Source organism: Microbacterium sp. 77mftsu3.1 (assembly GCF_900100525.1).
GTDB lineage: Bacteria > Actinomycetota > Actinomycetes > Actinomycetales > Microbacteriaceae > Microbacterium > Microbacterium aquilitoris.
Map to the genome: position 1 here is coordinate 143874 of NZ_FNCR01000001.1, position 24221 is coordinate 168094.

A 24221-nucleotide genomic window follows, 5' to 3' on the forward strand; every position below is an offset into this window, starting at 1 on the left:
TCACTGCCCTTCCGCCGTGATCGTCCGTCGTTCGATGCGCTTCTCGATGCCGGTGCCGACCTCCACGACCCGATGCACGTAGACGCCCGGGAGGTGAACGGCATCCGGATCGAGCTCGCCCGGCTCGACGAGCTCCTCGACCTGCGCGATGCACACCCGCCCGGCCATGGCGGCGAGCGGGTTGAAGTTGCGGGCCGCTTTGGCGAAGACGAGGTTGCCGTGCCGGTCGCCGCGGCGCGCGTGGACGAGCGAGAAGTCGGTCGTGATGGCCTCCTCGAGGACGAACTCCTTCGCGGAGCCGGCCACATCGAAGACCCTGACGTCCTTCGGTGCGGACGCCACAGCCACCCCGCCGGCGCCGTCGTAGCGGCGCGGCAAGCCGCCCTCGGCGACTTGCGTCCCGACTCCGGTCTGGGTGTAGAACGCGGCGATGCCGGCGCCGCCCGCGCGGAGCTTCTCGGCCAGCGTGCCCTGCGGCGTCAACTCGAGTTCGAGCTCGCCGGAGAGGAACTGGCGCTCGAACTCCTTGTTCTCGCCGACGTAGGAGGAGGTCATCTTGCGGATGCGATGTGCGCGCAGCAGCACGCCGAGCCCCCAGTCGTCCACGCCGCAGTTGTTCGAGACCACCGAGAGGTTGGCCGTCCCCTGTTCGAGAAGGGCCTCGATCAGGGCGGTCGGATTGCCGGAGAGTCCGAATCCGCCGACGGCGATGCTCGCTCCGTCCGGGATGTCCGAGACCGCCTCAGCCGGTCCGGCCACGCGTTTGTCGATCACTGCGCACTCCTTCGTGTCGTCTCCCTCGAGCATCGCCGCACCCGCGTCCCCGGTCGAGGATGTCGTTGCCATGTGGACCGCTCGACCCGTAGGGTCCACGATGTGGAACGACCCACGGCATCCGTCCCCGGCGCACAGGCGATCGCCCGTGCCGCGCTCCTCCTGCGACTCGTGAGCGCAGCCGGCATGACCGGCAAAGGACTTCGCGAACTGGCCGCGGATGCGGGGCTCACCCGGACGACGGCGCACCGGCTGCTCTCGGCCCTGCGCGCGGAGGGGCTCGTCGACCAGGACGACCGCACCGCCCGCTGGCTCGCCGGCCCGGAGCTGTTCCTCATGGGGGCCGCAGCCGCACCTCGCTACGACATCACCCACATCGCCGCGGACATCGTCCGCTCCCTCGCGGTGAAGACCGAGGAAAGCGCGTTCCTCTCCGTGCGCCGCGGCGACGAAACGGTCTGCCTCGTGCGGGAGGAAGGATCCTTCCCCATCCGGTCCTTCGTCCTGAGCGAGGGTGTCCGCTTCCCGTTGGGCGTCGCATCCGCGGGCCTCGCGATCCTGTCCTTCCTTCCGCAGGGCGACGTCGACGCGTATCTCGACCGCCATCCCGACCTGCCGGGACGATGGGGCGGTGCCCACGATGCGGCAGCGCTCCAGATGCGCATCGCCGAGACGCGTGACCGGGGCTACGCCGTCAATCCGGGGCTCATCGTCCCCGGTTCGTGGGGCATCGGTGCGGCCGTCTTCGACCACGCCGGACACCCCGCATGGGCGCTGAGCCTGACCGGCGTCGAGTTCCGCTTCGGCCCCGATCGGCTCGCCGACCTCGGGCGCCTGCTCCTGGCCCACGCGCATCAGCTGACGACGCGCGTCCAGTCGGCCCGGCGGGCGTGAGGCGCCTCAGAGCCCGGCCGACTCCAGCCAGCGGAGCCAGACCTCGCTCACGGTCGGGTAGGCCGGGACGGCGTGCCACAGTCGGTGCAGCGGGACCTCGCCGACGATCGCGATCGTGGCGGCGTGCAGGAGTTCGGCGACGTCCGGGCCGACGAAGGTGGCACCCACGAGCACTCCGCGCTCGGCGTCGATGATGGCCCTCGACATCCCCTCGTACCGGTCCGAATGCGTGCTCGCCCCGGCGACCCACGACAGGTCGTAATCGACGATCTTCACGTCGATCCCGGCCGCACGAGCGGATGCCTCGGTGTGCCCGACGGCGGCGACCTCAGGCTCGGTGAACACGACCTGCGGGACGGCGGCGTGGTCGGCCGTCGCCGCGAGGGGACCCCACGGGGAGGTGTCGACATCCGTCGAGGCCGCGCGCCGGGCGATGACATCACCGGCGATCCTCGCCTGATACTTGCCCTGATGCGTGAGCAGGGCGCGGTGGTTGACGTCGCCGACGGCGTACAGCCAATCGCTCCCGGGGACCCGCAGCGTGTCGTCGACCTCGATCCAGGCGCCCGCCTTCTGGCCGATGACGTCGAGACCGACATCCTCGGTCCGGGGCACGCGCCCCGTCGCGACGAGGATCTCCTCGGCGCGGACCGACGACCCGTCGTCCAGCGACACGGTCACGCCGCCGTCCGAGCGCTCGACGCCCGTCACGCCGACCCCGGTGCGTACGGTCGCGCCGGCCGAGGTAAGCGACTTCTGCACGGCTTCGCCGGCGAAGCCCTCGAGCCCGCTGAGGAGCGACGACCGGGCGATCACCGTGACGTCCGTTCCGAAGGCGGTGAACGCCGTCGCCATCTCGACGCCGACGACGCCCCCGCCGAGCACGACGAGGGACGAGGGAACGTCAGTCACGCCGGTGGCCTCGCGGCTCGTCCACGGCGCGGCATCCCGAAGACCGGGGATGTCGGGAAGGAGTGCGGCCGACCCGGTGCACACGGCGACCGCGTGGCGTGCCCGCAGGACCGTCGTCGAGCCGTCGGCCGCTTCGACCGTTACCTCCCTCTCGGCAGACAGTCGGCCGTGGCCCCGCACGAGATCGATGCCCGCGCCCTGCAGCCACTCGACCTGGGAGGTGTCCTGATAGTCGTGCACCATGCGATCGCGCCTCGCGAGGACGGCCGCGACGTCGACGCCGCCGTTCACCGCCTCGGCCGCTCCCGCGACGTCCCGAGCCGCGCGCAGTGCGGCGGGTGCGCGCAGAAGCGCCTTCGACGGCATGCACGCCCAATACGAGCACTCGCCGCCGACGAGCTCGCTCTCGACGATCGCGGCGGTCAACCCGCCGCGGACGGCCCGGTCCGCGACGTTCTCGCCGACGGGGCCGGCTCCGATGACGATGAGGTCGTACTCGCGTGTGCTCATGCCGACACCGTAGCGAGCGCCCGGCCGTAATGTCCCGCCCTTGCCATACCCGGGGAAAGACGTCAATGGACGCCGGAGACTGCCGGGATGTCGGGGGTCTGTGGTTTGCTGAAGCACCGGCCGAAAGGACGCCCATGGCCATCGAATTCCGATCCGTCACCAAGCGCTTCGGCGACGGCCCCGCCGCCGTCGACGACGTCTCGCTCGAGATGCCCGCGCGCAAGACGACGGTCCTGGTCGGATCCTCGGGCTGCGGCAAGACCACGCTGCTGCGGATGATCAACCGCCTGATCGAACCGACGTCCGGTGACATCATGATCGACGGCGAGTCGATCCGCTCCCGTGACGCCGTCCAGCTGCGGCGCAGCATCGGGTACGTCCTGCAGAACGCCGGACTCCTGCCCCACTACACGGTGGCCGACAACATCGCGACCGTGCCCGTGCTCACCGGCCAGACCCGCGCGACCGCGCGTCGGCGCGCGATGGAGTTGATGGAGGTCGTCGGCCTCGACACCGCGTTCGCCGATCGCTACCCCGCTCAGCTCTCCGGCGGCCAGCAGCAGCGCGTCGGCGTCGCACGTGCGCTCGCTGCGGACCCCAACATCCTGCTCATGGACGAGCCGTTCGGCGCCGTCGACCCCATCGTCCGCAAGGAACTGCAGGCCGAGGTCATCCGACTGCAGCGAGAACTCGACAAGACGATCGTGTTCGTGACCCACGACATCGACGAAGCCTTCCTGCTGGGTGACCAGGTGGTCATCCTGCAGAAGGGCGCCCGGATCGCCCAGCACGGAACGCCCTCGGAGATCATCGAAGCCCCCGCCGACGAGTTCGTCGCGAGCTTCATCGGCGCCGATCGCGGCGCGCGTGCCTTCCACGCGAAGCAGACCGACCGCGGGACGGTGCTCGTGGACGGATCCGGTCGGACCCAAGGCGTCCTCCTGCCGGGGTCGCCGGAGGACGAGGGGTGACGGCTCCATGAACTGGGTCGTCGAGAACCTCGACCTGATCGGGCAACTCACGCTCGCCCACCTGCGGCAGAGCGCCATCGCGATCGTGCTCGGTTTCGTCCTCGCGATCCCGCTCGGCTGGGCGGCGTTCCGATTCACGCGCCTGCGCGGCACACTCCTGGGCGTGGTGGGCATCCTCTACACGATCCCCTCGTTCGGTCTGTTCGCCCTCATCAGCGCGACGACGGGCATCGGCCTCCTGTCGGAGACCAACCTGGTCGTCGCGCTCACGATCTACGCCGTGGCGATCATGACGCGTTCCGTCACCGACGGTCTCGCGTCGGTGGATGCCGCGGTCCGCAGCGCCGCGGTGGCTGTCGGCTTCGGCCCGGTCAGGCGATTCTGGACGGTCGACTTCCCCCTCGCCGGGCCGGTCATGCTGGCGGGTCTGCGCGTGACGGCGGTGTCGACCATCTCCCTGGCCACCGTCGGAGCCCTCATCGGTGTGCAGAACCTGGGATACCTCTTCACGAACGGGTCGCAGCGACGCATCATCCCCGAGGTGCTGGCGGGCGTCCTCGCCGTCGTCGTCATCGCCCTCGTGATCGATCTGGCGCTCGTCCTCGCGGGACGCGCGCTGATGCCGTGGACCCGACGGATCCGCGTGCCGCGGCAACGCGCCCGTGCGGCGGAGGTGACGGCATGAACGTCTTCCTCGACGCGTTCGCGTGGATCTTCTCCCCCGACCGCACCACCGGGTACCTCCCCCTCTGGGAAGCGATCCTGCAGCACCTCGGTTTCACCTTCGGGTCGGTCGCGATCGCGGCTGTCATCGCCATCCCCGCCGGGTGGGCGATCGGTCACACCGGGAAGGGCCGCGAGATCGCGGTGTTCCTGTCCGGCGCCGCCCGCTCCCTGCCATCCCTCGGTCTCGTCGTCCTGCTCTACCTGGTGATCGGCGTCAACTTCAAGGAGCAGGCCGCGGTCGTCGCCTTCGTCCTCCTCGCGATCCCCTCGATCCTCGCCGGCGCGTACGCCGGTATCGAGGCGATCAACCGCTCCACCGTCGAGGCGGGCCGCGCCGTCGGGATGACTCCGATGCAGATCCTGTGGAAGATCGAAGTCCCCCTCGGTCTGCCGCTTCTCATCGGCGGCATCCGCTCCGCAGTCCTGCAGGTCGTGGCCACCGTCACCATCGCCGCGTACGTGGGGCTCGGCGGACTGGGGTTCGCCCTCATCCAGGGCATCCAGACCCGCAACGCCGCACAGATCCTCGGCGCCTCGATCGTCGTCGTCATCCTCGCCCTCGTCCTGGACGGCGCTTTCGCACTGTTCCAGCGCATCGTCGTTCCCCGCGGCGTCGCCGTGCAAAACTCTTCCCCCACGCGTCGTCGCACCCGGCGCGCCCCCGTCCCGGCCACCTGAGACCGGGCATCCTGACCACCACCCCATCCGGAGGCATCCATGTCCATCACACGCACCCGCATCCTTCCCGTCGTCGGCCTCGCCGCCGCGGCCGTTTTCGCGCTGTCCGCCTGCGGCTCGAGCGATTCCCTCCAGGGCAGCGGTTCGAGCAGCAACGAGGGCGGCGGCGAGCAGTCCAAGACGATCGTCGTCGGCTCGCAGTCCTACCCGTCGAACGAGATCATCGCCGAGATCTACTCCCAGGTGCTGGAGAAGGACGGCTTCTCCGTCGAGCGGAAATTCGCCATCGGCCAGCGCGACGCCTACATGCCGTCGCTCGAGGACGGGTCCATCGACCTCTTCCCCGAATACACCGGCAGCCTGCTGCAGTACTACGACAAGTCGGCCACCGCCGGGTCGTCCGACGAGGTCTACGACGCAATGGTGAAGGTCCTTCCGGACAACCTGAAGGCTCTCGACTACTCGCCGGCGACCGACCAGGATTCCTACAACGTGACGGCCGCCTTCGCGAAAGAGAACAACCTCACCGAGATCGGCGACCTGGCCAGCATCAAGGACCTGACGTTCGGCGGCGCCCCCGAGCTCGAGCAGCGACCGTACTTCACCGACCTGAAGAAGGTCTACGGCGTCGACGCCAAGTTCGAGGCGACGGCCGACACGACCGTCGACGAGCTCGTCGCGGGGAACATCCAGGTCGCCAACGTCTACAGCGCGGACCCGCGGATCAAGACGGAGGATCTCGTCACGCTGGAGGACCCGAAGGGACTGTTCCTCGCTGCGAACGTCGTGCCGATCGCGAACGCCGACAAGGCCGACGAGATCGCGGATGCGATCAACAAGGTCAGCGAGGCGATGAGCCCCGAGGAGCTCGTCGCGATGAATGTCGAGTCCACTGTCGACCAGCGTTCGAGCGCTGACATCGCCAAGAAGTGGATCGCCGACAACCTCGGCTGACACATGACAGCTCTGGGCCCGCAGCCCACCGTCGAATCCGTCACCGTCGTCATCCCCGTGAAGGACGACGCCGACGGACTCCGGCGGTGCTTGCGGGCCCTTGCGCTTCAGACCCGTCGGCCCGATGAAATCGTCGTGGTCGACAACGGCTCGTCGGACGATTCGGCCGGTGTCGCGCGCGAGGGCGGGACGCGGGTCGTCTCCTGCGACCAGCCCGGCATTCCCGCAGCGGCGGCAGCCGGGTACGACTCCGCGGAGGGCGACCTCATCCTCCGCCTCGACGCGGACTGCATCCCGGCGGCGACCTGGGTGGAGGTCATGAGCGCACAAGCCCGCGAGCGCCCCGAGGTGGATGTCTTCGCGGGCGCTGCTCGGTTCATCGACGGCCCGCGCTTCCTCCGGTCGCCGTTGGCGGTCGCCTACCTCGGCGCCTACGCCGCCGTCCTCACGCCGACCCTCGGACACCTCCCCCTCTTCGGGTCCAACCTCGCCATGCGCCGGTCAGCCTGGCGGCGGGTGAGCACGGTCGTCCACCGCACGGACCCCGAAATCCACGACGACCTCGATCTCTCGTTCCATCTCGGAAGGGAACATCGGATCCGGTTCGTGCCCTCAGCGGCGATGGGCATCTCGATGCGCCCCTTCGCGTCTGCATCCGCTTTCCGCCGCCGTGTGCGCCGCGGCATCCGAACCGTCGTCCGGCATTGGCCGGAGGAGTTCGCACCGATCCGGTGGGCGCGGTCCGCACGTCGACGCGCGGACCGCCGCAGCACAGCATCGAGGATGTCGGCATGAACCCCGTCCTCGGCGAGGTGGGCGGTGATCTCCTGCACGTGGCGACGCTGAACGTGCGCAGGCCGCTCCCGCGCGGGCTCTCCCGCGGTGCCGATCGATGGGAGCGGCGCCGCCCCGCGCTCCTGGCGTCGCTCTCGAGGGAATCGCCCTCGGTGATCAGCCTGCAGGAGGTGCTTCCAGGTCCCGCTCGTGACATCGCCCGGGCATTAGGAGGCGAGTACGGGCGCATCGGCGTGGGACGCGGACGCGGCGGACGCGGCGAGGGGTGCCCGATCTTCTTCGATCGATCGCGGCTCGAGCTCATCAATCATCAGCAGCTCGCCCTATCGGCCTCGCCCGAGGTCGCCGGTTCCCGGTCGTGGGGCAACCCGCTGCCTCGGGCGATGGTGATCGGAGTCTTTCGGGACCGACGCGCACGAGCGTCCTTTGCCGTGATCAACACGCACCTGGATCCGTTCTCGTCGCGGTCTCGCGTCCGCGCCGCCGAGCAGATCCGTCAGGTGGTGCGACGGCGAGGGCTCCCCACCGTCGTGATGGGTGACATGAACGCAGCCGAAGGTTCGCCCGCGCTGGAGGCCCTCACCCGCGGCAACCTGCTGACGGATGCCTGGACCACGGCGGCCGAGCGGGTGACGCCGCCCTGGGGCACCTACAGCGGGTACCGCCCCCCGGTGCGCGGGGGTAAGCGCATCGACTGGATCCTGACGACGCCGGATGTCGCTGTGGAGCGCGTAGGCATCGACGCCCGCCTGGAGGACGGACGGGCGGGGTCCGACCACCTCCCGGTCCATGCCGCCATCGAGGTGCCGCGATGAGATCGGATTTCCTGCGGCCGCCTCGATCGACCGCCGAGTGGGCGGCCGACGGTATCCGGGTCCTGGGTCTGCTGAGCGTGGCAGCGGCTTTTCTCTGGTGGACGCCGACGGACGCCGGGATCCTGGCGCTCGCTCTGCCCGCCCTCCTCGTGCCCCGAGCGATCGGCGCACGGCCCGGTCTCGATGTCCTGTACGGCGTCACGGTCACCGTCGCGGCATGGAGCAACGTCCTGGACCTGTACCGTTCCATCGCGTGGTGGGACATCGCCGTCCACTTCGTGGCCACCGGTGTGATCGCGACCATCGCCTTCCTCGTCCTCCGGCGCTTCGAGGTCGTTCCGGCACGCGCCGACCGGCGATCGAGCGTCGTCCTCGTCCCGACGATCGGCCTCGCGATCAGCGCGCTGTGGGAGATGGTCGAGTGGGCCGGCAAGACGTTCCTCGCGCCGGACATCTTCGTCACCTATCAAGACACCATCGGGGACATGGCCGTCGGCGGGCTCGGTTCTCTCGTCGCCGGCATCCTGATCATCCGAATCCCCATCGAGAGGACCGCGCTCGTCGCGGCAGACAGGAAGGAACAATCATGGCGGACCTGAAGAAAGGCGATCGCGTCAGCTGGAACACGTCGCAGGGACGCACCCAGGGCAAGATCACGGAACGCAAGACGAGGGACTTCACCTTCGACGGGCAGGACTTCACCGCGTCGACGGATGAGCCTGCATTCATCGTCGAGTCGGAGAAGACGGGGGCGAAAGCCGCCCACAAGGGTTCGGCCCTGAACAAGCTGTCGTCCTGAAGGGACGCCGCACACCCCGCTGCCGTCCTTCTCACCGGATCCGGCGAGGGTGTGCGGCGCGGCGCGCGGCATCCGCTCATCCCGCAGGGCGCAGAATCTACGCATGCCCATCGTCGACAACGCCGTGTACGTCCACGGCCGCCGTATCCAGGACCCCTCGAATCTGAGCGAGACGTTCGAGCACATGCGCGATCACAATGGCATGGCGTGGATCGGTCTGTACCGCCCCACCGAGGCGGAGGTGGCCGCGGTGGCGGCCGAGTTCTCGCTGCACCCGCTCGCCGTCGAGGACGCTCTCGCCGGCCACCAGCGGGCGAAGCTCGAGCGTTACGGCGACGTGTTGTTCGCGGTGCTCCGTCCGGCCCAGTACGACGACGAGAAGGAGTCCGTGGTGTTCGGCGAGCTCCACGTCTTCGTGGGCCCGGACTTCGTGGTCACGGTCCGACACGCCGACTCCCCCGACCTCGCGCGGGTCCGCGGCCGCATGGAGGAGCAGCCCGAACTGCTGGGCATGGGACCCGAGGCGATTCTTTACGCGATCCTCGATCAGGTCGTCGACGAGTACGCGCCGGTCATCGCGGGCGTCGAGAACGACATCGACGAGATCGAGGAGAAGCTCTTCAGCGGCGATGACGTCGGTCTGTCGCAGCGCATCTACGCCCTCGCCCGCGAGGTCATCGCCCTCCACAAGTCCACCCTGCCGCTCGACGACATGCTGCAGCGACTGCTGCAGGGGTCGGACAAGTACGGTGTCGACATCGAACTCCAGCGCTCGCTGCGGGACGTGTTGGACCACGTCATCCGCGTCAACGAACGGATCGCCGCCTTCCGTTCCATCCTCGACAACGCCCTGACGGTGCATTCGACGCTCGTCACGCAGCGGCAGACCGACACCTCGCTCGAGCAGAACGAGCAGGTCAAGAAGATCTCGGGGTGGGCGGCGATCCTCTTCGGACCGACCCTCGTCGGCACGATCTACGGCATGAACTTCGACAACATGCCCGAGCTCCACTGGACGTTCGGATACCCCATGGCCCTCGGCCTGATGGTCGCGAGCTCGGTCGTCCTGTACGCCGTCTTCAAGCGCAAACACTGGCTCTGAGGCCGCCTCTGCGCCCAGGAAAAGCAGAAGGCCCCGATCACTGGCGAGAGTGATCGGGGCCGTCCGTGCACCCCCCGGGACTCGAACCCGGAACCCACTGATTAAGAGTCAGTTGCTCTGCCGATTGAGCTAGAGGTGCGTGATTCGAAGAACTCGAACCGAGGGTCAACACTAGCATCACGATCGCGCGCTGCGCCAATCGAGGCCCCCAGGCACACGCCGTATCCTGGACAGCGTGACGCCCCCTCCCTCTTCGACGCCCTGGCTCGCGCCGTACGACGGTGACCTCCGCGACGATCTCGCCTTCGCGCTCCGCCTCGCGGATGCCGCGGACAGCGCATCGATGGAACGCTTCGACGCCCCCGATCTCGAGGTCAGCACGAAGGCCGACGCGACGCACGTCACCGAGGCCGATCTGGCGACGGAGCGAGCGATCCGCGATCTCCTCGCACGCGAGCGTCCCGAGGACGGGATCCTCGGCGAGGAGTACGGCACGAGCGGAGACACCCGCCGCCAGTGGATCATCGACCCGATCGACGGCACCGCGAACTACCTCAAGGGCATCCCCATGTGGGCCACTCTCATCGCCCTTGTGGTCGACGGCGTTCCCCGGGTCGGGGTCGTCAGCCAACCGGCGATCTCGCGTCGATGGTGGGCCGCCACCGGTGCCGGCGCGTGGACCCGGGGCGCCGACGGCACGACGAGGCGCGTCCGCACGTCGGACGTCGCGACCGCCGCAGACGCGAGCATCAGCTTCCAGAGCATCGGTCAGTGGGATGCCGCGGGCCGCACAGACTCCCTCCTCCGTCTCACGCGGGCCGTGTGGCGCGACCGGGGGTACGGAGACGCCTGGCCCTACATGCTCCTGGCGGAGGGCCGTCTCGAGATGGTCGCGGAGTTCGACGTCCGCGAGTACGACATCGCCGCCCACGTGCCGATCGTCCTCGAGGCGGGTGGCCGTTTCACCGACATCGACGGCGTCGAGCGCCTGGACGCCCGTTCGTCGCTGGCGACCAACGGCATCCTGCATGACACGTTCCTCGGGATGTTGCGAACGTGAGGTCGAACCTCTCGCACCGGAAGCGGACCGCGGTCGCCGTGCTCATCGCGGCCGTCGTGGCGGTGACGACGGCGTGCGCTCCGACGTCAGGCTCGGGTGGTGATCCGAGCGGCGCTGCGGCACCCGGGGCATCCGGGTCGTCACCGTCCGCTGCGGCCACGATCGTCCCCGAGGACGTCACGTGCGAGAACATGCTCTCCTCGGACACCATCGACACCTTCACGTCGACGGGCTGGACGGTTCGCGAGGACCCGTTCGTGATCCTCGACCTCGAACTCCCGAAGGGGATCTCCTGCACGTGGGGAGACTTCGCCTCGCCGACGAACGATGATCTGGTGCTCTTCGGATGGTCGCCGATCAGCGAGGCCGACGCGTCCGCGACCCAGGCGGCGCTGCAGGCCGAGGGATGGATCCGAAAGGACGATCCTCGGGGCGTGCTGATCACCGAGGATCCCGCGGGCGCCCTCCGTCTGGATGACGAGGGGTACGGGATGACCTACCTCTTCCGCAACGGCTGGGTGGAGGTCTCGGACACGAGACAGGGCCTCGACCTGATCGAGCTCGGCTGAAGAGACGACGAAGCCCCCGCATCCGCGAACGGACCGGGGGCTTCTGCTCCGTGACAACGGTTCGTGGAGATGGGGGGAATCGAACCCCCGTCCATCGCTGAGAGACGGCGTCTTCTCCGGGCGCAGTCTGTAAATGGCGTTCTGCTCGGCCCCGACCCTTAGTACAGACACGTGAGTCGACGAGCCCAGCCTGAAAAAGTCCCGCGTGACGCTCAGGCGACGCCGCGCAGCGAGATCCCTTAAATGACGCCAGGGACCATGAGGGGATCACTCACGGACTGACGGACTCGAGCTGGCTGCTTACGCAGCGAGGGCGAAGTCGGACTGCTTCTTATTGGCAGTTATTGGTTCGCAGAGATCGTTTACGAGATAACCCTGCATCCTCGGCCCGCTTCTCGCAGAGTCACAGGCGATGTCGAAACCGATCATCCCCGAGACACCTGGCGGTGTGTGGACCGTTGTCACTCTGTGGAGTTGTCAACACTCGGATGCCGGAGCGTCCGAGCATCCCAGACTACCACCGACCGGGGCGGTGTCACCCGCGGAGGAAGTACTCGACCGCCAACGGCGCGACCTCGAGGGCCCCCGCCTCCTCCGCCGCGACCCACCGGATCTCGGCGATCTCGGCAGCCGCAGCGGGTTCCTGACCGGCGATCGAGACGTCGAACACGTGGGCGACGACCACGTGCCCGGGTTCGTTGGCCGCGGCGGCGTGGAACACGCCGAGCGATCGGAGTGCAGTGACCGACACGATCACTCCCAGCTCTTCCGCGAGCTCGCGCACGAGCGTCTCGTCCGGCGTCTCGCCGGGCTCAGGCTTGCCGCCGGGCTGCATGAACGCGGTCGTCCCGGCTTTGCGCACGAGGAGCAATCGGCCCGTGTCATCCCGGATGACCGCGGCCGCGACGCGGATGGACGGTACGGATGCGGCGTCAAGCGGGGTCACGCGAGAACGCTAACAGGCGACCCGACGTACAATCTCATGTGCTTCCCGACATCTCCCCCGACGACCAGGGGATCGATCCCGCCGACCTCGCCACGACGCTCCGCGTCCTCTCAGAGCTGTCGTCGCTCCCCCGGACGCACCCCGATTTCATCACCGTCCGTCAGGCGACCGCCGCGATGTTCAAGGCGGCGAAGAAGGAGCGCCGTCGCGAGATCCGCGCCGCGATCGCCGACGCCGACCGCGCCGTCGTGCACGCCACGGCGACGGGCGCCCCCGACCGCATCGACGACGAGACGCGCGGCATCCCGATCGCGACACGCACCGCCGCGCCGATCGCGGGCGTCCTGCAGAAGGCGCGCGGCTGCTACATCTGCAAGGAGCCGTACACGGTCGTGGACGCCTTCTACCACCAGCTCTGCCCCGAGTGCGCGGCCCTCAGCCACGCCAAGCGTGACGCACGCACCGATCTCACCGGACGACGCGCGCTGCTGACGGGCGGACGCGCCAAGATCGGCATGTACATCGCCCTTCGGCTCCTCCGCGACGGAGCCCACACGACGATCACGACCCGCTTCCCCCGCGACGCCGTGCGGCGCTTCCGCGCCCTGCCGGACTCGCCGGAGTGGATCGATCGGCTGAAGATCGTCGGGATCGACCTGCGCGACCCGGCCCAGGTGATCGCCCTCGCCGACGACGTCGCCGCATCCGGACCGCTCGACATCCTGATCAACAACGCGACGCAGACCGTCCGGCGCTCCCCCGGCGCCTACCAGCCGCTGGTCGACGCCGAGCTGGCGCCCCTTCCCGACGGTCCCCTCCCGGCGCTCGTCACCTTCGGGCACACGAACGACCGGCACCCCGAGGCCCTCGAGCGCTCTGTGAGCGCCCACCCGATCCTCGCGGCGGCCGCGGACCGCGCCGACACCCTGACCCGCGAGGCGATGGCCGCCGGATCGACCTCGCTCGACCGGCTTGCCGCGGGAACCGCGATCGACGCCGGCGGACTGATCCCCGACCTCGACCACTCGAACTCATGGGTTCAGCGGGTGGAGGAGGTCGATCCGCTCGAGATGCTCGAAGTGCAGTTGGCCAACACCACGGCACCCTTCCTCCTCGTCTCCAAGCTCCGCCCTTCGATGTCTGCGAGCCCTGCACGCCGCACCTACATCGTGAACGTGAGCGCGATGGAGGGCGTCTTCGAGCGCGGATACAAGGGTCCGGGGCATCCGCACACCAACATGGCCAAGGCCGCCGTCAACATGCTGACCCGCACCAGTGCGCGCGAGATGTTCGAATCGGACGGCATCCTGATGACGAGCGTCGACACCGGCTGGATCACCGACGAGCGCCCCCACCCGACCAAGGTCCGTCTCGCCGAGGAGGGCTTCCACGCCCCGCTGGACCTCGTTGACGGCGCTGCGCGCGTCTACGACCCGATCGTGCGCGGAGAAGCGGGCGAGGACGTCTTCGGGGTGTTCCTCAAGGACTACGCCCCCAGCCGATGGTGACGCGGTTCCCAGCCCCGGGGACCCGCGTCGTGGTGCGCTACCTGTTGCCCGATGGCCGCGCGACCGACGCGCTGGGCGAGCTGATCTCGATCGATGTGGATCTCGTGGTCGTCGACGGCAAGCGCGGCGTGGAACGCATCCCCCGAGCAGCCGTCATCGCGGCGAAGGCCGTTCCCCCGCCGCCGGAACCCCGACGCCGGACCGGGTCCGCCTGAGCGTCACTCGCCGAGGCGGTTGCGGCCGCGCATGGCCCGCTCGGCCTCGCGCTTGTCTTCGCGTTCGCGGATCGTCTGCCGCTTCTCGAACTCGCGCTTGCCCTTCGCAACGGCGATCTCGACCTTGGCGCGACCGTCCGAGAAGTAGAGCTTCAGGGGGATGAGCGTGTAGCCGCCTGCGGAGATCGCGTGCGAGAGCTTGACGATCTCCTCCTTGTGCAGCAGGAGCTTGCGCGTGCGCTTGGTCGAGTGGTTCGTCCAATGGCCCTGCGAGTACTCCGGGATGTGCACGGCGTCGAGCCATGCCTGTCCCCCGTCGATGAACGCGTAGCCGTCGCTGAGGTTCGCGCGCCCCTGCCGGAGCGACTTGACCTCGGTGCCGGTGAGCACGAGGCCCGCCTCGTAGGTCTTCTCGATGGCGTACTCGTGGCGCGCGCGACGGTTGGTCGCGATGACCTGTTCCCCGCGTTCCCTGGGCATGATGACTCCTCGACACGACGGCGCTCCGCGCGCAGCCGGTCTGCCAGTCTAACGGAGCAGGGTCGCCGCGTGGGCAGGGCTCAGGTGCGCAGCCATCTGCGGATCGCGAAGCTCGCCGACAGTGCAGCGAGGACGAGCCCCAGTCCGACGATCACCGGGATGACCAGGAGCGCGTCGCTTCCGTCGATCCAGGTGGTCACGAAGTCGATCTCGTTCACGAGGTACCCTCGGACGCCGTACTGCACCCCCAGCCAGATCGTCACGCTCGCGAGCGCCGAGCCGAGGAGGGCCGCGAACACGCCTTCGAGGATGAAGGGGGTCTGGATGAAACGATTGGATGCCCCGACGAGACGCATGATGCCGAGTTCCTTACGTCTGGCATACGCGGACAGCCGGATGGTGGTGGCGATCAGGAGGACGGCCGCGACCAGCATCAGCCCGGCGATGGCGACGGCGAAGTAGGTCGCGATGGTCAGCGCCGAGAAGAGCGGCTGCAGGTACTCCATCTGGTCCTTCACCTGCTCGACACCGTCCATACCGCTGAACGCTTCGTCGATGACCTCCGTCTGAGTGGGGTCGACGAGGTTGACCCAGTAGGTCTCGTTGAGCTGGGCCGGGGTGATGAAGTCCTTGTAGTCCTCGCCCATGAGGTCGAGCACGTTCTGATAGGCCTCGTCCCGGGTCTCGAAACGGACGCTCCGGACGATGCCGTCGAGGGCGGGGCTCTTGAGCTTGTCGGCCACGGCCGCGAGCTGGTCCTTGGAGGCCTCGCCGCCGCTGCACGTCGTCTGCGTCGAACCGTCCCGGCACATGAAGACCGCGACCTGGGCGCGCTCCGCCCAGTACCCCTGCATCTTCGCGATCTGCATCTGCATGAGCATCGCGGCACCGACGAAGGTGAGCGAGACGAAGGTGACGAGGATGACCGAGATCACCATCGAGGCATTGCGGCGAAGGCCGGTGAGCGCTTCACCGAGGACGAGACGAGCTCTCATGCGGTGGGCCCCACTTCGTCCTCGTCACGGCGCCCGAGCCCGAGTCGGTCGGCCGCCCCCAGTCCGTCGATACCCGCCAGGTCGATCTCGGCAGGCGCGATCGGGATGCCGCGGGTGCCGGTGTCGGGCTCCGATGCGGCTGCCGGGGTCGCGGCATCCTGCGTCTGCTGTTCGTTCGGAGGCGAGTCCGCAACCGGCGGGTCGTTCACGACCGGGACAGCGGGGAGCACCGCCTCGGGCTGCGGCGCCGGGGGCTCCACGACCTCCGGCAGCGGCTCGACGGCTCCGGTGTCGCCCGAGGAGACGATCTGCTTCTGCAGCTCGAGGACCGCCGTCAGCGCCGCGGTCGCCGCAGCGCCCTTGACGGTCTCCGGCCGGAGGACGGGAAGACTCGAAGTGTCACCGTAGCCGCCACCGCGCTCGTCGCGGACGATGACGCCGCCGCGGAGCTCGATGACGCGGCGCTGCATCTGGTCGACGAAGCCGGCTTCGTGGGTGGCCATGACGACCGTCGTCCCGCCGGCGTTGATGCGAGCGAGCAGCTGCATGATGTCGATCGAAGTGCCGGGGTCGAGGTTTCCGGTCGGCTCGTCAGCCAGGAGGATCTGGGGGCGGTTGACGATCGCGCGCGCGATGGCGACGCGCTGCTGCTCACCGCCGGAGAGTTCGTGCGGAAGGCGCTTCTCCTTGCCGTCGAGACCGACGAGGGCGAGCGCCTCGGGCACCGACTGCTGGATGAACGCGCGGCTGGACCCGATGACCTGAAGCGAGAAGGCGACGTTCTGGAACACCGTCTTGTTGGGGAGCAGGCGGAAGTCCTGGAACACCGACCCGATGTGGCGGCGGAAGTACGGGACCTTGCGGGTGCTCAAACCCCGCACGTCGCGCCCGAGGACGACGACGCGTCCGTCGGAGGCCGTGTCCTCTCGGAGGATGAGACGGAGGCACGAGGACTTCCCCGAGCCGGAGGCGCCGACGAGGAACACGAACTCACCGCGCTGCACATCGAATTCGACGTCGCTGAGGGCGGGTTTGCTCGTACCGCGGTAACGCTTGGAGACCTTTTCGAACCGGATCATGGCCAGATGAGCCTAAGCGCGATGCCCGCGGCATCCGTCAGCGACACTCCCGGGCACTCAGGGGGCTGACAGGGTTCCCCGCACGATGGAGTCCCCCGAGTGTCCCGGATCGCCGTCGACGTTCTCCTGCGAGATGTCGACGACGGTGAACTTCGAGAGGTCGATGTCATCGGGGATGTCGAACGTCCCGGACGAGCCGTCCAGGATGCCGAGACTCACCAGGTCGCTGGCGTCGCCCGTCAGGAGCCAGACCTCGCGGTAGCCGTCGTCGGGGACGGATGCGTCGAGGTCGACACTCACGCGGTCGTGCCCGTCCACGCGTTCGAGGAGAGCCTCCCCCACAGCGCCCGACCACGACGGGAACCCGTCCAGTCGAGCCTCGGAGATCACCTGCGGACGCGGCACGATGCCCCCGGACGCCCACACGGCGGTCACGATCGCGACGACCGCCGCGACGGCACCGGCGAGGACGAAGAACACGGGGCGCCGACTCATCCGCCGACGTCTCGGTGCGACGTGCGGGCGAGCGGGGGCGGCGACGGATGCCTCTCGCGGGTGAGCCGCGGGCTCGGCCGTGTCGTCCGGCAGGGAGAGCTCGGAACGGATGGACTCCCACACGCGATCGGGAGGCGTCAACAGGGCTTCGCCCTCGCCGGTGGCGCGGCCGGCGAGGACGGCGCGCGCGAAGGAGGCGACCTCCGCCGCGCAGTCGGCACAGGCATCCAGGTGGCGGCGGTCCTCGTCGGACGCCTGCTCACCCATCGCGAGGAGAGCGGCGACCTCGGGGTCAAGATGTGACATGGTGCGCCTCCAATCGGCTTCGCAGACGGGTGAGACTTCGGCGGATGTGACTCTTCACGGTACCCAGCGGCATCCCGAGCCGTTCGGAGATCTGCTGATGGGTGAGGTCCTCGTAGAACGCGAGGGCGAGCACCGCACGGGCGTCGGGTTCGAGCTGGGCCACCTCGTCGGCGACGAGCATCGCATCCGAGAGGTCGTGCTCGACCGTGGACTCGGGCACGACCGACTTGAGGGCCTCCTCGAGGCGCGCCGCGCGCGCACGGGCCTCGTGGGCGTCGGCGATGCGGCGCCGGGCGATCGTGATGAGCCACGCGCCCAGCGGTGCCCGGCCCGGCCGGAACGACGAGCGCGAGGTCCAGGCCGACACGAAGGTCCGCTGCGTGACGTCCTCCGCCTCGGCGGTGTCGCCCAGAGAGCGCACCGCCAGGGTGTAGACGATCCTCGACCAGCGGTCGTACATGGCCTTCACCGCCGTCTCGTCGCCGGTCGCGAACCTCTCCGCGAGCTGCATGTCGTCGTCTACGGCCTGCTCCTTCCGTGCAGCGAGCCGGGGCTCGGTGGTCAGACTCATGACCGGGCCCGTGCAATGAGCACCACGTTATCGCTGTAGGTCCGGGTCTGCTGGTCGAAATCACCACCGCAGGTGATCACGGCGAGCATGCGGGGTCCGTCGCGGGTGAACAGCCGGTCGACCGGAAGCTCGGCCCGAGGGATGTAGGTCACGGACTCGGTGACGTAGTCGGTGGCGGCACCGTCGGCATCCGTCACCGTGACGACGTCACCGGCACGGGCTTCGCGGAGCTTCGCCAGCGGACCGATGCCGAACTCCCGGTCGTCGACGTGCGCGGCGATCACCGTGGTCCCTGCGTCATCGGCCGGCGCGACACCGAAGCGGTACCACCCGGCTGTCGACGGCCGCTCCGGGATCTGCATCTCGCCGCCGGCTTGGACGCCGACGGGCTCGACCGGCATGTCGACGCCCAGAGCGTCCAGCCTGAGGCGCTCGGGCGCAGGCACCGGGTCGAGGGCTACCGGGGTGGCCGGTGCGACCGGGACGGAGACCTCCGGCGTGGGGGTCGCCGGAGTCGGGGAGACCGTCCCGGTCGCACCGGTGCCGGTCCCGGAGGAGGGATCCGCCTCCGGGACCGGCGCGCAGGCCGCGAGCATCATGACCGTCAAGACGACGGTGGGCGGGAGCAGGCGGCGCATCTCGGTGACCTCAGCGGCGAGCCTTGGCGGCTCGGGTCGCGTAGACGCCACCGGCGAGCAGCCCGGCGATGAGCGCGGCACCGCCGGCGAACACCCAGCCATTCGTACCGTTCTCGGCGACCAGCCCGGCCGAGCCGGTGTTGACCCCACCGGGGCCCGAGTGCAGGCCGTCGATCGTCTGCGTCGCGAGCGCGAGGTTGCCGGCCTCAGCCGATCCCCACGCGTAGACGACCGTCAGCTCGCCCTCCGCGACGTCGACGTCTGCCGGCCCGATAACAGGGTCGGTCGTGCCGGCGAGGGCGACGGACGCGCTGACCGTTCCGGCGGGCAGGTCGAGCGACTCCTCGTTCGGGTTCTCGAGCCCGCTGATGACCGCTTCCCCACCGGCCAGCACATCGACGGCCGGGGCGGCGGCGACGTGCCGGACCGTGAGCCGGCCTTCGCCGGCGGCGGTCTTCGACGTGTCGTTGGTGAAGAGGTTCGCCGCGGGCTGGCCTGCGGCGTCGAGGTGCGCGACCGCGGTGTAGTTCTTTCCCGCCTCGAGAGTGAGGTCGATGGGTCCGAGGACGGGCGCGGAGTCATCCGTCGCGTCCGCCGCCGTCAGGGCGACCGAGTAGGTGCCGCCGGGCAGCTGCAGCGGACCACCGAGGTCGCCGGGCTGGAAGTCGTCGATCGTCAGCTTGCCGTCGACATAAACGTCGACCGGGGTGTCGGGGATCGCGTGCAGCACCGCGAGGTCTGCATCGTCCGACGTCGCGGCCGATGCGGGGACGAAAGCGGCGAAGGCCACGGCGGCACCGAGAGCCACGCCCGCAGAGAGTGTCTTGCGCATGAGGAACTCCTTCTGATCCGGCGCGAGCTGTTCGCGCTGTCACAGAGGTATTCCGGCTGTCCGCCCCGTATGGATGCAGGTGGATGAAAATTCTTTCAGCCCACCCGGCGTGGATCAGTCGTCGTCTTTGCGCTTGCGCCAGCGGATGCCGGCCGCGATGAACCCGTCGAGGTCTCCGTCGAAAACGACGGCGGGGTTTCCGACCTCGTGGCCGGTCCGAAGGTCCTTGACGAGCTGCTGGCCGTAGAGGAAGTAGGAGCGCATCTGGTCGCCCCAGCTCGCCGTGATCGTACCGGCGAGTTCCTTCTTCTTCGCCGCCTCCTCTTCCTTCTGGAGGAGCATGAGCCGCGTCTGCAGCACGCGCATGGCTGCGGCGCGGTTCTGGATCTGGCTCTTCTCGTTCTGCATCGAGACGACGATGCCGCTCGGGAGGTGCGTGAGGCGGACCGCGGAGTCCGTCGTGTTGACCGACTGACCACCGGGGCCCGACGAGCGGAAGACGTCGACGCGGATGTCACCTTCGGGGATGTCGACCTCCTGGGCCTCCTCCATCACCGGGATCACCTCGACGGCGGCGAAGCTCGTCTGACGCTTATCGGCTGAGCCGAACGGGCTGATGCGGGCGAGACGGTGCGTGCCGGCTTCGACCGACAGCGTTCCGTACGCGTAGGGGGCGTCGACTTCGAACGTCGCGGACTTGATGCCCGCGCCCTCGGCGAAGGACGTGTCCATCACCTTGACGGGGTACTTGTGGCGCTCGGCCCACCGCAGGTACATGCGCATGAGCATCTCGGCGAAGTCAGTGGCGTCGTCGCCACCGGCACCCGAGCGGATCGTGACGACCGCGCCGCGATCGTCGTACTCGCCGTCAAGGAGCGTCTGCACCTCGAGCTGGCTGATGACCTTCTCGAGGTCGACGATCTCGCGGCGAGCCTCTTCGGCGGATTCCTCGTCGTCCATCTCCTGGGCGAGCTCGACGAGCACCTCGACGTCGTCGAGTCGCTGCTCGACCTCGGTGACGCGCTTCAGCTCGGACTGACGGTGGCTCAGGGCGCTGGTGACCTTCTGCGCCTTCTCCACGTCGTCCCAGAGATCGGGAGCGCCCGCCTCGTCGGAGAGACGGGCGATCTCGGCGGTGAGCGCGTCGACATCGACGACCGCCTTGATCTCACCGAAGGTGGAACGGAGGGCCTGGATCTGCACAGACGGATCGAATTCAAGCATGACACTCCAGAGTAACGTGGATGGCGATGACCGACCGACCCGACTCCCCCACTGCCCGGGAGGTGCTCTGGCGTTTCGGCCCCATGGTCTACGCGCCGACCGTCCTCTTCGCGATCGGCGAGGGAGCGGTGCTCCCCCTCATCCCGATCCTCGCAAGCAACCAGGGGGCGGATGTCGCCCTGTCGGCCCTCATCGCCTCGTTGCTGGTCGTCGGGCAGCTCGTCGGCAATCTGCCCGCGGGCTGGGCGGTCGCCCGGTTCGGCGAGCGAGTGACGATGATCGCCGCGGGCTCTCTTGCACTCGTCGTCTCGCTGACCGCCGCCCTGGTGCCGTCCCTGCCGGTATTCGCCGGTGCGGTGTTCCTCATCGGCTCCTGCGCCGCCGCGTTCGGCCTGGCGCGCCACTCCTTCATGACCACCCGTGTGCCGGTCATGTTCCGCGCTCGTGCGCTGTCGCTTCTGGGCGGGACGTTCCGCCTCGGGATGTTCACGGGTCCCTTCATCGCGGCGGCACTCATCGGACTGTTCGGCGACGAGCGGTCGACGATCTGGTTCTTCGCCGTCTGCCTCGTCGCCCTCATCGTGCTGGTGACCTTCGGACCCGACCCCGAGAAGCAGTTCGTCGCCGAGACGGTCCGCAGCCACGAGGCCGAGGACTCCGGTGAACCCGTGACCGGCTCGATCCCCATCGCCGGGCGGGTGGGCGTGTTCCGCACAATGTGGCTGCACCGTCGGGTGCTGTCGCGTGTCGGACTGGCTGCGGCGAGCCTCTCGGCGGTCCGGTCCGCACGTCAGGTCGTCCTGCCGTTGTGGGGCGTATCGATCGGGCTGGACGCACAGTCGATCGCCCTCGTCGTCGGCATCTCCGGCGCGCTCGACTTCGCCCTCTTCTACGCGAGCGGGCAGGTGATGGACCGGTTCGGACGACTCTGGGCCGCACTTCCGGCGATGGTCCTGATGGGGAGCGGCTTCCTCGCCCTCTCGGTCACGCACGACGGCGCGAGTGCCGAGATGTGGTTCGCGATGTTCGCGGCGGTGCTGGGCGTGGGCAACGGCCTGTCCAGCGGCATCCTGCTGACGATCGGTGCAGATCTCGCACCGAAGGATGATCCGGCGCCCTTCCTCGGGTCGTGGCGCACATTGACGGATGCCGGCGGTGCCACCACCCCGCTGATCGTCACGGGCATCACGGCCGTCTCGTCGCTGTCGTTCGCGGCGGGGGCCGTCGGCGTCATCGGGCTGCTCGGAGCCCTCGCCTTCATCCGCTGGCTGCCGCGGTTCCTCCCGCACGTGAACCGCTGACCGCTCGCCCTTCTCGTCCGCAACTTGGGTACAGACCTCGAGAGCGTCATCCAATCGGTCGACGACAAGGGCCAGCGACCATGAGCGCGTGGAACACGAACCGTTCGTCGAACCTCCAGCAGCTCGTCGACATCGCCACAGACCCCGCCGACATCGTCAACGTGCCATGACGGGCCGTTCCCTCGAGATCGCGGTGCGCCGCGGGGAGGAGACCGTTCCGGCGACCATCGGCTGGCGGCGCGAGGGGTGGCGGTACGCCGTCACGATCTCGAGCGCCCGGTTCGACACGATCGACGAGATCGCCGACGACGCGTTCGAGGCGCTCTGCCGTGTACGCGGACACCTCGAACCGCTCGGGTGGCGCATCAGTGTCGTGGGTGCGCAGATGGATGTGTGGCCGAGCGGGATGGTGCGCGACCAGGGCGGCGGGCTCCGCGCCTACCGCGTCGGAACGGACCGGATCGGTGATCTCGTCGACGTCTTCGAGCCGGCCGACCCGGAGACCGTGACGACCGTCGAGGCTCAGCGAGCCGAAGCCGATCGGCGGTTCGAGCTCATCCGGAACGCGGACGCGCACTGACATCCGGACTCCCGCGGCCGCATGCGGCTCAGTCGAGCGCCGTCCGGCTCGTGGCGGTCGCGTCGAGCACCACCCCGGCGGGAACGAAGAGCGAGGATATCGGCGGATGCCACGTCGTCGACACCGTCACTCGCGCGGATACTCCGTCCGGTGAGCCCGCGGTCACGAGCGTCACGTCGTCTTCGACCGCGACGATCGCCCCAGCCTGTTCCCGCACCCCTTCATCGGTGAGCTGCGCGCGCGGCTGATCAGCCACGACGTCGAGCGTGAACCCGTCCGCGCCCGCGAGAGCCGCGGCATCCGCTGCGGCCTGCGTGCGCTTGTGCGCGAGGTACAGACTCGTGGCGTCCACCGAGACGAACACGAGGACGAGCGCGAGAAGCGCGTAGCCGATCGTGAGCAGGAGCACGCTTCCTTCTTCGTCGCGGCGGATCATCCGTCTCTCCAGTAGCGCGAGACCTTCTGGACCGACGACGACTCGACGCCCACACGGGCCGCCTGGTCGAGGCCGAGGACCGGCGGCACGAGAGGCAACGGGACGGACGAGGCGACGGTCACCCGGACGATCGCGCCTGCGGCCGGGCACGACGCAGCAGTTCCGACGCACGAGACGTCGACAGCGAGCGAGTCCCTCGGGATGTCGTACTCGCGCGCCAGGGCGTCCAAGATGGTCGCGGCACGGTCGTCGGCGTCCTCCGCGCTTTCGGCGGATGCCACGGCCCGCACCACGTGCCTCGACGCCGCTTCGACTCCCAGCGCGTGCGACTGGATGAGCCCGAGGGTCACGACGAGATAGACGATGGGGACGAGCAGGACGACGCCGCCGACGATGAACTCCAGTGCCGCGGACCCGCGCTCGTCCTCCGCGAAACGCTCAGTCGAAGCTCTCGGCCGGAGCATGGACGGTCACCTCCCACCCGTGCGGAACGCCGAGGAGGCCGACGAGCGGGAGCGCGGTCGTCACCGTCACGGAAACGGTGTCGTATCCCAGACCCCGTGAATCCGTCGCCGTCACGCTTTCCAGGAAATCCCCGCCCACGGTGCGCTCGACGATGTCGCGCGTGCGGGCCGCTCCCGCTTGCGTGTCGACGTCGGCCAGGGCGGCGTAATAGGCGCCCTCGACAGCAGCATCGTGCACGACGTTCCGGACGTAGACGGCGAGCCCCAGCTGCAGGACACCGAGGGTCAGGACGGTCAGCAACACGCCGACGAGCACGAACTCGACCGGAGTCGAGCCGCGTTCATCGGAGAGCAGCCGCCGCATCCTTCGCCCTCAGAAGCTGGAGACCTGGTCGATCGCCTGCTGGAACAGCTGCGACAGGGCAGGTCCCGCGAGCGCCCAGATCACGACGACCAGGCCGGCGGTCATGAGGGTGATCAGCACCCAGCCGGGGACGTCGCCGCGTTCGTCATCGCGGAGGCGGGTGAGGACGGCACCCCACGCGGTGCGGAGTCTCGCCAGAGAGGGACGGATCATGATGTTCTCCTTTCG

General features: G+C 69.0%; 31 protein-coding genes, 1 tRNA gene and 1 other RNA gene. 16 read left to right on the plus strand and 17 right to left on the minus strand.

All coding sequences use genetic code 11. From position 1 onward, the window contains the following. Entirely contained in the window at positions 1–807 is an 807-nt protein-coding gene (locus tag BLR68_RS00780) for a CoA transferase subunit A (RefSeq protein ID WP_020097170.1), read from the minus strand. A gap of 69 nt (positions 808–876) precedes the next feature. On the opposite strand from BLR68_RS00780, the gene BLR68_RS00785 reads away from it, so the two are divergent. Further along, positions 877–1668 (plus strand): IclR family transcriptional regulator, encoded by a 792-nt coding sequence (locus tag BLR68_RS00785; protein ID WP_020097169.1) that lies wholly within the window; start codon positions 877–879, stop codon positions 1666–1668. A gap of 6 nt (positions 1669–1674) precedes the next feature. Here the strand turns inward: BLR68_RS00785 and BLR68_RS00790 are convergent, their stop codons facing one another. Next, entirely contained in the window at positions 1675–3090 is a 1416-nt protein-coding gene (locus BLR68_RS00790; RefSeq protein WP_018188108.1) for a dihydrolipoyl dehydrogenase family protein, read from the minus strand. 134 nt (positions 3091–3224) lie between these two features. On the opposite strand from BLR68_RS00790, the gene BLR68_RS00795 reads away from it, so the two are divergent. The 9 genes from BLR68_RS00795 (at position 3225) to corA (ending at position 9930) form a co-directional block, all read left to right on the plus strand. Beyond that, on the plus strand, positions 3225–4061 hold the full coding sequence (locus BLR68_RS00795; protein WP_018188109.1) for an ABC transporter ATP-binding protein: 837 nt from the start codon (positions 3225–3227) through the stop codon (positions 4059–4061). 7 nt (positions 4062–4068) lie between these two features. Then, positions 4069–4746, plus strand: coding sequence for an ABC transporter permease (locus tag BLR68_RS00800; protein ID WP_018188110.1), 678 nt, complete (start codon positions 4069–4071; stop codon positions 4744–4746). Further along, entirely contained in the window at positions 4743–5465 is a 723-nt protein-coding gene (locus BLR68_RS00805; RefSeq protein ID WP_018188111.1) for an ABC transporter permease, read from the plus strand. Before BLR68_RS00800 ends, BLR68_RS00805 begins: the two co-directional genes overlap by 4 nt. Before the next feature lie 39 nt (positions 5466–5504). Beyond that, complete coding sequence (locus tag BLR68_RS00810) at positions 5505–6419, plus strand: ABC transporter substrate-binding protein (protein ID WP_018188112.1); 915 nt, start codon at positions 5505–5507, stop codon at positions 6417–6419. Between the two features lie 3 nt (positions 6420–6422). Then, a complete protein-coding gene (locus BLR68_RS00815) occupies positions 6423–7214 on the plus strand; it encodes a glycosyltransferase family 2 protein (RefSeq protein ID WP_018188113.1) in 792 nt (263 codons plus the stop codon). Then, positions 7211–8029 carry an endonuclease/exonuclease/phosphatase family protein gene (locus BLR68_RS00820; RefSeq protein WP_256335282.1) on the plus strand — a complete coding sequence of 273 codons (819 nt, stop codon included), beginning with the start codon at positions 7211–7213 and terminating at the stop codon, positions 8027–8029. Before BLR68_RS00815 ends, BLR68_RS00820 begins: the two co-directional genes overlap by 4 nt. Then, on the plus strand, positions 8026–8628 hold the full coding sequence (locus tag BLR68_RS00825) for a DUF2238 domain-containing protein (RefSeq protein WP_018188115.1): 603 nt from the start codon (positions 8026–8028) through the stop codon (positions 8626–8628). The genes BLR68_RS00820 and BLR68_RS00825 overlap by 4 nt, the downstream gene beginning before the upstream one ends. Beyond that, the gene (locus BLR68_RS00830) at positions 8616–8828 is read left to right on the plus strand and encodes a hypervirulence associated TUDOR domain-containing protein (RefSeq protein ID WP_018188116.1); all 213 of its coding nucleotides are present in this window, start codon (positions 8616–8618) and stop codon (positions 8826–8828) included. The genes BLR68_RS00825 and BLR68_RS00830 overlap by 13 nt, the downstream gene beginning before the upstream one ends. 103 nt (positions 8829–8931) lie before the next feature. Then, a complete protein-coding gene (corA, locus tag BLR68_RS00835; RefSeq protein WP_018188117.1) occupies positions 8932–9930 on the plus strand; it encodes a magnesium/cobalt transporter CorA in 999 nt (332 codons plus the stop codon). 66 nt (positions 9931–9996) lie between these two features. Here corA and BLR68_RS00840 read toward each other — a convergent pair. Continuing rightward, a tRNA-Lys gene (locus tag BLR68_RS00840) sits at positions 9997–10069 on the minus strand. Positions 10070–10165: 96 nt separating this feature from the next. On the opposite strand from BLR68_RS00840, the gene BLR68_RS00845 reads away from it, so the two are divergent. Next, the gene (locus BLR68_RS00845) at positions 10166–10990 is read left to right on the plus strand and encodes an inositol monophosphatase family protein (RefSeq protein ID WP_018188118.1); all 825 of its coding nucleotides are present in this window, start codon (positions 10166–10168) and stop codon (positions 10988–10990) included. Beyond that, entirely contained in the window at positions 10987–11559 is a 573-nt protein-coding gene (locus BLR68_RS00850) for a hypothetical protein (RefSeq protein ID WP_018188119.1), read from the plus strand. The genes BLR68_RS00845 and BLR68_RS00850 overlap by 4 nt, the downstream gene beginning before the upstream one ends. Positions 11560–11620: 61 nt before the next feature. On the opposite strand, the gene ssrA is transcribed toward BLR68_RS00850, so the two are convergent. Both ssrA and BLR68_RS00860 read right to left on the minus strand, forming a co-directional pair. After that, positions 11621–11992, minus strand: a transfer-messenger RNA (tmRNA) gene (gene ssrA / locus BLR68_RS00855). Between the two features lie 102 nt (positions 11993–12094). Next, positions 12095–12505 (minus strand): NUDIX hydrolase, encoded by a 411-nt coding sequence (locus tag BLR68_RS00860; RefSeq protein WP_018188120.1) that lies wholly within the window; start codon positions 12503–12505, stop codon positions 12095–12097. A gap of 38 nt (positions 12506–12543) precedes the next feature. Here BLR68_RS00860 and BLR68_RS00865 point away from each other — a divergent pair, with 38 nt between their 5' ends. Further along, the gene (locus BLR68_RS00865; protein ID WP_018188121.1) at positions 12544–14013 is read left to right on the plus strand and encodes an SDR family oxidoreductase; all 1470 of its coding nucleotides are present in this window, start codon (positions 12544–12546) and stop codon (positions 14011–14013) included. Then, on the plus strand, positions 14007–14228 hold the full coding sequence (locus BLR68_RS00870; RefSeq protein ID WP_026302976.1) for a putative acetyltransferase: 222 nt from the start codon (positions 14007–14009) through the stop codon (positions 14226–14228). Before BLR68_RS00865 ends, BLR68_RS00870 begins: the two co-directional genes overlap by 7 nt. Positions 14229–14231: 3 nt before the next feature. Here BLR68_RS00870 and smpB read toward each other — a convergent pair whose 3' ends face one another. From smpB to prfB, 8 genes are all read right to left on the minus strand, one after another. Then, positions 14232–14708: an SsrA-binding protein SmpB gene (smpB, locus tag BLR68_RS00875; protein ID WP_018188123.1), complete on the minus strand. Its 477-nt coding sequence runs from the start codon at positions 14706–14708 to the stop codon at positions 14232–14234. A gap of 80 nt (positions 14709–14788) precedes the next feature. Beyond that, a complete protein-coding gene (gene ftsX, locus BLR68_RS00880) occupies positions 14789–15703 on the minus strand; it encodes a permease-like cell division protein FtsX (protein ID WP_018188124.1) in 915 nt (304 codons plus the stop codon). Continuing rightward, positions 15700–16782: a cell division ATP-binding protein FtsE gene (gene ftsE, locus BLR68_RS00885; RefSeq protein ID WP_018188125.1), complete on the minus strand. Its 1083-nt coding sequence runs from the start codon at positions 16780–16782 to the stop codon at positions 15700–15702. Before ftsE ends, ftsX begins: the two co-directional genes overlap by 4 nt. Before the next feature lie 57 nt (positions 16783–16839). Next, positions 16840–17583 (minus strand): anti-sigma factor, encoded by a 744-nt coding sequence (locus tag BLR68_RS00890; protein WP_018188126.1) that lies wholly within the window; start codon positions 17581–17583, stop codon positions 16840–16842. Next, on the minus strand, positions 17570–18154 hold the full coding sequence (locus BLR68_RS00895; protein ID WP_018188127.1) for an RNA polymerase sigma factor: 585 nt from the start codon (positions 18152–18154) through the stop codon (positions 17570–17572). The genes BLR68_RS00890 and BLR68_RS00895 overlap by 14 nt, the downstream gene beginning before the upstream one ends. After that, positions 18151–18792, minus strand: a complete 642-nt coding sequence (locus BLR68_RS00900; RefSeq protein ID WP_018188128.1) for a class F sortase — start codon at positions 18790–18792, stop codon at positions 18151–18153. The genes BLR68_RS00895 and BLR68_RS00900 overlap by 4 nt, the downstream gene beginning before the upstream one ends. A gap of 10 nt (positions 18793–18802) precedes the next feature. Beyond that, positions 18803–19624 carry a DUF4397 domain-containing protein gene (locus BLR68_RS00905; RefSeq protein WP_018188129.1) on the minus strand — a complete coding sequence of 274 codons (822 nt, stop codon included), beginning with the start codon at positions 19622–19624 and terminating at the stop codon, positions 18803–18805. 114 nt (positions 19625–19738) lie between these two features. Then, positions 19739–20848, minus strand: coding sequence for a peptide chain release factor 2 (gene prfB, locus BLR68_RS00910; RefSeq protein WP_020665420.1), 1110 nt, complete (start codon positions 20846–20848; stop codon positions 19739–19741). A gap of 26 nt (positions 20849–20874) precedes the next feature. On the opposite strand from prfB, the gene BLR68_RS00915 reads away from it, so the two are divergent. Next, on the plus strand, positions 20875–22149 hold the full coding sequence (locus BLR68_RS00915; RefSeq protein WP_018188131.1) for an MFS transporter: 1275 nt from the start codon (positions 20875–20877) through the stop codon (positions 22147–22149). 166 nt (positions 22150–22315) lie between these two features. Beyond that, on the plus strand, positions 22316–22729 hold the full coding sequence (locus BLR68_RS00920) for a hypothetical protein (protein WP_018188133.1): 414 nt from the start codon (positions 22316–22318) through the stop codon (positions 22727–22729). A 28-nt stretch (positions 22730–22757) separates the two neighbouring features. Here the strand turns inward: BLR68_RS00920 and BLR68_RS00925 are convergent, their stop codons facing one another. The 4 genes from BLR68_RS00925 to BLR68_RS00940 are packed head-to-tail and all read right to left on the minus strand — an operon-like array spanning position 22758 to position 24206. Then, on the minus strand, positions 22758–23165 hold the full coding sequence (locus tag BLR68_RS00925; RefSeq protein ID WP_018188134.1) for a pilus assembly protein TadG-related protein: 408 nt from the start codon (positions 23163–23165) through the stop codon (positions 22758–22760). After that, positions 23162–23629, minus strand: coding sequence for a TadE/TadG family type IV pilus assembly protein (locus BLR68_RS00930; RefSeq protein WP_018188135.1), 468 nt, complete (start codon positions 23627–23629; stop codon positions 23162–23164). The genes BLR68_RS00925 and BLR68_RS00930 overlap by 4 nt, the downstream gene beginning before the upstream one ends. Continuing rightward, complete coding sequence (locus BLR68_RS00935) at positions 23604–23993, minus strand: TadE/TadG family type IV pilus assembly protein (RefSeq protein ID WP_018188136.1); 390 nt, start codon at positions 23991–23993, stop codon at positions 23604–23606. Before BLR68_RS00935 ends, BLR68_RS00930 begins: the two co-directional genes overlap by 26 nt. Before the next feature lie 9 nt (positions 23994–24002). Next, complete coding sequence (locus BLR68_RS00940; RefSeq protein WP_018188137.1) at positions 24003–24206, minus strand: hypothetical protein; 204 nt, start codon at positions 24204–24206, stop codon at positions 24003–24005. Positions 24207–24221: the final 15 nt, after the last annotated feature.

What these genes read in the sequence shown, in the direction of transcription:
- BLR68_RS00815 (WP_018188113.1), top strand. Translation starts at nt 6,423, where the DNA reads ATGACAGCTCTGGGCCCGCAGCCCACCGTCGAATCCGTCACCGTCGTC.
- BLR68_RS00930 (WP_018188135.1), bottom strand. Translation starts at nt 23,629, where the DNA reads ATGCTCCGGCCGAGAGCTTCGACTGAGCGTTTCGCGGAGGACGAGCGC.
- ftsX (WP_018188124.1), bottom strand. Translation starts at nt 15,703, where the DNA reads ATGAGAGCTCGTCTCGTCCTCGGTGAAGCGCTCACCGGCCTTCGCCGC.
- BLR68_RS00780 (WP_020097170.1), bottom strand. Translation starts at nt 807, where the DNA reads ATGCTCGAGGGAGACGACACGAAGGAGTGCGCAGTGATCGACAAACGC.
- smpB (WP_018188123.1), bottom strand. Translation starts at nt 14,708, where the DNA reads ATGCCCAGGGAACGCGGGGAACAGGTCATCGCGACCAACCGTCGCGCG.
- corA (WP_018188117.1), top strand. Translation starts at nt 8,932, where the DNA reads ATGCCCATCGTCGACAACGCCGTGTACGTCCACGGCCGCCGTATCCAG.
- BLR68_RS00805 (WP_018188111.1), top strand. Translation starts at nt 4,743, where the DNA reads ATGAACGTCTTCCTCGACGCGTTCGCGTGGATCTTCTCCCCCGACCGC.
- BLR68_RS00810 (WP_018188112.1), top strand. Translation starts at nt 5,505, where the DNA reads ATGTCCATCACACGCACCCGCATCCTTCCCGTCGTCGGCCTCGCCGCC.
- BLR68_RS00900 (WP_018188128.1), bottom strand. Translation starts at nt 18,792, where the DNA reads ATGCGCCGCCTGCTCCCGCCCACCGTCGTCTTGACGGTCATGATGCTC.
- BLR68_RS00830 (WP_018188116.1), top strand. Translation starts at nt 8,616, where the DNA reads ATGGCGGACCTGAAGAAAGGCGATCGCGTCAGCTGGAACACGTCGCAG.
- BLR68_RS00935 (WP_018188136.1), bottom strand. Translation starts at nt 23,993, where the DNA reads ATGCGGCGGCTGCTCTCCGATGAACGCGGCTCGACTCCGGTCGAGTTC.
- BLR68_RS00890 (WP_018188126.1), bottom strand. Translation starts at nt 17,583, where the DNA reads ATGTCACATCTTGACCCCGAGGTCGCCGCTCTCCTCGCGATGGGTGAG.
- BLR68_RS00800 (WP_018188110.1), top strand. Translation starts at nt 4,069, where the DNA reads ATGAACTGGGTCGTCGAGAACCTCGACCTGATCGGGCAACTCACGCTC.
- BLR68_RS00920 (WP_018188133.1), top strand. Translation starts at nt 22,316, where the DNA reads ATGACGGGCCGTTCCCTCGAGATCGCGGTGCGCCGCGGGGAGGAGACC.
- BLR68_RS00795 (WP_018188109.1), top strand. Translation starts at nt 3,225, where the DNA reads ATGGCCATCGAATTCCGATCCGTCACCAAGCGCTTCGGCGACGGCCCC.
- BLR68_RS00925 (WP_018188134.1), bottom strand. Translation starts at nt 23,165, where the DNA reads ATGATCCGCCGCGACGAAGAAGGAAGCGTGCTCCTGCTCACGATCGGC.
- BLR68_RS00940 (WP_018188137.1), bottom strand. Translation starts at nt 24,206, where the DNA reads ATGATCCGTCCCTCTCTGGCGAGACTCCGCACCGCGTGGGGTGCCGTC.
- BLR68_RS00895 (WP_018188127.1), bottom strand. Translation starts at nt 18,154, where the DNA reads ATGAGTCTGACCACCGAGCCCCGGCTCGCTGCACGGAAGGAGCAGGCC.
- BLR68_RS00790 (WP_018188108.1), bottom strand. Translation starts at nt 3,090, where the DNA reads ATGAGCACACGCGAGTACGACCTCATCGTCATCGGAGCCGGCCCCGTC.
- ftsE (WP_018188125.1), bottom strand. Translation starts at nt 16,782, where the DNA reads ATGATCCGGTTCGAAAAGGTCTCCAAGCGTTACCGCGGTACGAGCAAA.
- BLR68_RS00825 (WP_018188115.1), top strand. Translation starts at nt 8,026, where the DNA reads ATGAGATCGGATTTCCTGCGGCCGCCTCGATCGACCGCCGAGTGGGCG.
- BLR68_RS00870 (WP_026302976.1), top strand. Translation starts at nt 14,007, where the DNA reads ATGGTGACGCGGTTCCCAGCCCCGGGGACCCGCGTCGTGGTGCGCTAC.
- BLR68_RS00915 (WP_018188131.1), top strand. Translation starts at nt 20,875, where the DNA reads ATGACCGACCGACCCGACTCCCCCACTGCCCGGGAGGTGCTCTGGCGT.
- BLR68_RS00820 (WP_256335282.1), top strand. Translation starts at nt 7,211, where the DNA reads ATGAACCCCGTCCTCGGCGAGGTGGGCGGTGATCTCCTGCACGTGGCG.
- prfB (WP_020665420.1), bottom strand. Translation starts at nt 20,848, where the DNA reads ATGCTTGAATTCGATCCGTCTGTGCAGATCCAGGCCCTCCGTTCCACC.
- BLR68_RS00905 (WP_018188129.1), bottom strand. Translation starts at nt 19,624, where the DNA reads ATGCGCAAGACACTCTCTGCGGGCGTGGCTCTCGGTGCCGCCGTGGCC.